This window comes from Bradyrhizobium sp. Kon37, assembly GCF_055807535.1.
Genome location: NZ_JBVVOY010000057.1, coordinates 1 through 5,233, shown reverse-complemented (window position 1 = coordinate 5,233; position 5,233 = coordinate 1). Strand labels below are relative to the sequence as shown.

The following is a 5,233-nucleotide window of genomic DNA, read 5'->3' as shown; positions in this document are numbered from 1 at the left end:
GCACCGAGCTTGCGCATCAGGCGGGCGTTGAGTTCGTCGACCAGGATGCGGATCGCAACGTTCAACTCGGCGAGCGAAAAGAAGCGCCGGTTGCGCAGCCGCGCCAAAATCCATCGCTGGACGATAAGAACCGCCGCCTCCACCTTGGCCTTGTCGCGCGGCTTGCGGGGCCGCGCCGGCATAATGGTGGTGCCGTAATGGGTGGCAAGATCCTGGTAAGTCCGGTTGACGCCTGGCTCGTAGCGGATCACCACCGTCACCCCGGCCTTCAGATTGTCGCAGACGAGCGCCTTCGGCACCCCGCCCAGGAAGGTGAGCGCATCCACATGGGCGCCGATCCAGTCGGGCAGCGCCTCGCTGAACCGGGCTTGGGCAAAGGTGTAATTCGACGCTCCCATGACCGCGACGAAGATCTTGGCGGCGCGCACCTCCCCGGTGAGCCCATCGAACACCGGCATGGTATCGCCGGCGAAGTCCACGAACAGCTTTTCGCCGGCCGCGTGGGTCTGCCGCATGGTCGCCGTGATGCCGTGGCGCCATTCGACGTAGAGGTCGCAGGACCGGCTGTAGCCGTAGCCGTCGGGATGATGGCCGCGGTATTCCTCCCACAGCAGTGCCAGCGTTACGCTGCGGCGGCGCAACTCGGCATGGACATGCCCCCAATCCGGAAGCGGCTTCGATCGTGGCGGGTTGTAGCCGGCCGGCGCAAACAGCTTGCGCTCCAGGGTTGTGTCGTCGAGCTCCTCCGGGATCGGCCAGGTGATGCCGATCACCGGGCCCGGCGGACATACTCCGCGATCGCCGTGCGACCGATCCCGACCGATCGGGAGATCACCCGATCGCTCACCCCACAGGCATACTTCAGGCGTAGAACTTCTCGAATCTTCCGCATCGGCAATCTCTCGGCGGGCATCGGACCTCCCATTGCGTGAACCGCAAAAGGAGGGACCTTGCCCCGTTCAGATTGCCGACAACGCCCCCCGTCTCACCCTATCAACAGGGTGGCCGCCTTCGTTCGGATCGGGTGGCCGCTTTCGATCGGAATCGGTGGCCGCCTTCCGTCGGAATCGGTGGCCGCTTTGCCCCGGATTCCGCACCGCGAAGACGCGGAGACGGTTTACAACCATCAAAGCCGTCGATGGACGGCCTTGCACGCGCATCCTATTCGTGGGCTCAAATCGAGAATTGGATGGGTGAGCGTACGCTGGCATTGTTACGAAGAGCTCATCGCCACGGGGCGAATGACCGTGTGTCTGCGCGCCGGGTTTTTTGTTGTCGGATTTGTCGCTTCCTGACGGCGATGTTGGCCATCAAGGGTATCTACGCGACCTACGGCGTGCGCCGGCTCAATCATGGCATCGGTTTCAACACCGCCGCGATCGAGCTGCTGCTGCCGGCCTATGGCGAAAAGCACGGCCTCAGGGGCAAGGTCTGCACCCATTCGCGCTGTATCCGCATCCCACGATGATTCCGGCGACCGCGGCATTCGCTGAAAAGCGTGCGCCCATCTGGCGGAACGCCTGATCAACAAATCGAAATCGGGATCGATAGTCGACCATTCGGAGTGCGATCGCCATTGGTCACGATGCGGTGCTTGATCACCGGTCGGCCTGTTGAACCTGAGCAATCGTTATCCTTGGGACGGGTGCTCACGAGAATGGACAAACCCCTCTTCGACCTTCGGGTGCCGGGAATTCAGGGCAAACCAGACCCGATAGCACAGCCGGCTTAACCGCACAGCGACTTGGAAGTGGTTGCTTTGGGCAGTGCATCGCTGACAGAATGGCGTTGTTATTTTGGTGTGGGTTGCGGTTGTGAATTTCCAAGCGTCCATAATGAAGGTGCTTGCCAGCTACCCGAACGGGTTGGCTAGGCTTCCGGACATTAAGTGCGATCTCGCATTTCTCGCGACCAGCGGCTCGGATTGGGCGGAGTATAGCAAGCGCCTTGGTGCCGCCTTTCCTTCGCTGGACATCTTCTCGCTCGGCTTCGTGCAGCGATATTCGTTCGCCTGGCGGTTGACCGCGAAGGGCGCGATTGCGCTTGAGATGATGGAAGAGAGCGCCAGAGCCACCGTGGGGGGTATCGAATCGACGGGGGAAGCGACCGCGGAGACCGTCCGAGTAGATCCATCACTATCAGACGTAGAGAAAGTTGGCGGACAGACCGAGCAAGCGGCGTCACCGGCGGATCGGCGCGCCCGGTTTACCGTGGTCGAGGGTGGCCAAAGCAGGGCCGCGTAGCAGCTCCTGTCGGTCCGCAACGTGCGCTTTACACGCTGCTTTGGGGCACAATGGAGCGGCCCCAGTTAGGAAGCGGTGGCCTCCTGGAGTCGGAAACAAAGAGCTGGTCGTGTTACTGCTTGTGACGATCCAGTTCTCTCAGGAGCACATCGAGGAGGTCGCTGGCATGGTCATACCGTCCCCTGCCGTTGCTGTGCGGGCTGCGTGGCCGATTATATCGTCCACGATTTCCGGCCCAAGCAGTTCAATGCGATCCGGCCAGCGCTCAAGCAAGTTGTTCCGAATGTCTTGACTTGAGTCAAAGAGCTTCAACAGAGAGCGTTCGCGGTCGGGTTCCTTATGGTCCCGAACTTTGGTGGCATAAAAGGCAAACAGCCCACGAAAGGCATTGCGAGCAACAGCAGGTTTTGCCATCGCTACCTTCCCCAACAAATCGAATCATAATAGGAGCAACTCTGGAGCCCACGTTCACGAAAAGCCAGCAAAACTTCAACCAACCGCTATGGAAAAGGACAGAAGAACTCACCGATCAATTCATCGGCGCGGCGCTTGCAAAAATGCGTACCAGCTGACCTGCATTCAACAGCAATGAAAACTTGCCTACGAAATATCCGAGCAGGCCGAGCGGCGTGTTTCAATCTGGGTAGGAGCGGCGCTGGCCAGTGTCGCTAGCTCCGACAGCTCTTCGCTCAAGCGCTTCTCGACAAAGTTGCGCTCAAATTCGGTCAGGCGGGTTCGCAATAACCGGCGGTATCGTTTGATGTTGTTTTGACAAGCTTTGCGTTCGAGCCGACTGCTCAGCTTCCATCATCGGCGACTCACGCTGGCCTTTTTCATAACGTCGAAGCTCCGCTGCTTCCGCATGCCTAGCCGGATTAGCGGTCTCGCCGACTGCGATGTAGTCACTCAAGCCGGCGCCACCTGACGACGCCAAGGGCCGTGGCGGCAGTTGTTCAACCGGGCCCTTGAAAGCTCCCTCCGAAGTAAGCCTAACAGGCCAACGGTGACGAACCTGTGAAGCAGATCACAAACATCGAGAGTTCACTTTCGGTCAAAGGCTTCTGATTGGCCGCACGCGTCGGCCCGATCGCGAGTTTGAAGCAGCCTCGCTAGGCCGCGCGAGCAGGCGGAGCCGTCAGGACCCATCCGTCGAGCGGCCGCCCCGTCGGTCGCGGCGGTGGTATTCATCCCGCATCGCCGAGAACAGCCGTGTCGCCTCGAGCTTCGCTGGCTGCTGCAAATACATCACGCCGCCGGCTCCAAGTAGCGGGTCCAACCACCTGCAGCGATCAAGAAGAAGCGGTCCGCTTGGCTCTCGCTCTCTGTCTCAGACGCGATATCCTTTGTTGCCGCCGCAAAACGGCGAGCGGTTAGGCAAATCCGCTGACAAATTGCGCGCTTTCGCGGAAACAGCAGTAATTATGCGGTCAATTTGAAGGACAATCTCGGTCAGCCAGCGTACTTGGCAGCAATTAACGCTCTCAAGTTCGAGGCGGTTATGTAAAGTCACTTGCCTTCACCGCAGCCGGGATCACTCTGCTCAAGTCGATATCTCTCCATTCAGCTAAAAGCCGATCTTCTCGGCGCAGTTTCAAGCTGGTTACCCGCTGCTGACGGACTGTGTCTCCGTAGAAGCGCTCGGTCTGAGCCGAAGTATTTTGGTCTAATTTGTTAAATGGCTATTGAAGCTGTTATTGAACAGCGTGAGCGTATGGACTGGGATAAGCGGAAGGCGAGGCGTGTTCAATTTGACCATGAGCACAGAGCCACTCTCTTGGGGGCTGATGGAACATGGTGGCGCGATTGCGTATTCATCGATGTTTCTGAAACTGGCGCGAGACTGCGAATAAGTGGTCCGACGGATGTCCTGCAATCGCGCCGGTTTTTCCTATTGCTGGCCACGACAGGGCTGGCATTCCGCCGTTGCGAACTAGTTCGACTGAACGCGCAGGAAGTCGCGCTGCGGTTTGTGACAAGGTGGACTGTTGGAGGGCGCCCGGCGCTCCGGGCGGCGTTTCCAACGCCAGGGTCAGACTAAGCGAAGGAATCACTATTCCGACGTGTGGCGCCATCGCGAACGATCAGCGGGTTTACCCCAACGAGGCTCGGTGGCCCGGTTGCGCCCTCGCACTGCGTAGGCGGGCGCCCGCGGCGGGTTCGCGCTGCCGATCGCGTGTTTTCATGCCTTGGGAGGGCAAGCTTTCACGTGCTCATGGGCTGCGACAGGTCCGGAGAGAGTCAATCGGCCCTTTAATTGCGGTTTGTTGTCAAGCTACCATTCTTCCTCTCTCCAGTGGCACGTCGGTAGCGATTGCTGCGTCGGAGCTGGTCAGGTTGCGGAGACGGAACGATCGCCGATGGTGAGACGATTGCCTAGCGGGCTTGGCAATCGACGTCGTTGGCGGCTTTGTCGGGTTGGGTTGATGTCGTAGCTTGGGTCATGATCCTTTCCGAGGTCGCGAGCGCCTCATGATGATGTCCGGATCGGGCGCCTCAACGTTTGCAGCGGAATGCGGGCGAACCGCCACCAGCCGATTGGCCGAGGTCACCACGACCACCGTCCCAGCGGGACATCGCCAGTCCGGCCGACCGGACCAGGAACTTGCGAGCAAATATCAGATTGGCTTCGGCTGACCCCAGTCGAACGACGTGCCATCGACACAGATGCCGTGGAGAATCACGGCGATCTTTCGGGCGATGGCGACCTTTGCCTTCTTCATGCCGATCCGCTTGGCGAGCTTCATGCCCCAGGCCTTAGAGAAGACCACTTTTTGGTTCGATAAAGAAGGACAGTGGCGGCCTCGAACAAGTAAGTTCGGAGAAGCCGGTCGCCCCATCGAGATATCTTTCCGTTGGTGTCGGTTTCGCCGGATTGGCTGCGCCTCGGCGTAAGGCTGAGGTAGGCGCCGACCCTCGAAGCCGATCGGAAGCGCGAGGGGTCTTCGATCGTGTGGCGGAACGTTAGGGCCGTCACGACACCGACCCCCGGG

Annotated in this window: 5 protein-coding genes and 2 pseudogenes; 3 read left to right on the top strand and 4 right to left on the bottom strand. The window is 59.8% G+C overall.

The features are described from left to right. Positions 1–773, bottom strand: a 773-nt coding sequence (istA, locus tag AC0L3J_RS36850) for an IS21 family transposase (protein ID WP_473350351.1), incomplete at its 3' end; no start/stop codon positions are given. A 512-nt stretch (positions 774–1,285) separates the two neighbouring features. Between istA and AC0L3J_RS36845 the strand changes: the two are divergent. Both AC0L3J_RS36845 and AC0L3J_RS36840 read left to right on the top strand, forming a co-directional pair. Next, positions 1,286–1,476, top strand: a pseudogene (locus AC0L3J_RS36845) (malonate decarboxylase subunit alpha); the annotation flags it as partial. 359 nt (positions 1,477–1,835) lie between these two features. Further along, a complete protein-coding gene (locus AC0L3J_RS36840) occupies positions 1,836–2,243 on the top strand; it encodes a hypothetical protein (protein WP_473350350.1) in 408 nt (135 codons plus the stop codon). Between the two features lie 138 nt (positions 2,244–2,381). Here AC0L3J_RS36840 and AC0L3J_RS36835 read toward each other — a convergent pair whose 3' ends face one another. Further along, entirely contained in the window at positions 2,382–2,657 is a 276-nt protein-coding gene (locus AC0L3J_RS36835; protein ID WP_473350348.1) for a hypothetical protein, read from the bottom strand. Between the two features lie 301 nt (positions 2,658–2,958). After that, positions 2,959–3,153 carry a hypothetical protein gene (locus AC0L3J_RS36830; protein ID WP_473350347.1) on the bottom strand — a complete coding sequence of 65 codons (195 nt, stop codon included), beginning with the start codon at positions 3,151–3,153 and terminating at the stop codon, positions 2,959–2,961. Positions 3,154–3,918: 765 nt separating this feature from the next. Here AC0L3J_RS36830 and AC0L3J_RS36825 point away from each other — a divergent pair. Next, positions 3,919–4,281: a PilZ domain-containing protein gene (locus tag AC0L3J_RS36825; protein WP_473350346.1), complete on the top strand. Its 363-nt coding sequence runs from the start codon at positions 3,919–3,921 to the stop codon at positions 4,279–4,281. A 577-nt stretch (positions 4,282–4,858) separates the two neighbouring features. Here the strand turns inward: AC0L3J_RS36825 and AC0L3J_RS36820 are convergent. Continuing rightward, positions 4,859–5,233 (bottom strand): annotated as a pseudogene (locus AC0L3J_RS36820) (transposase); the annotation flags it as partial.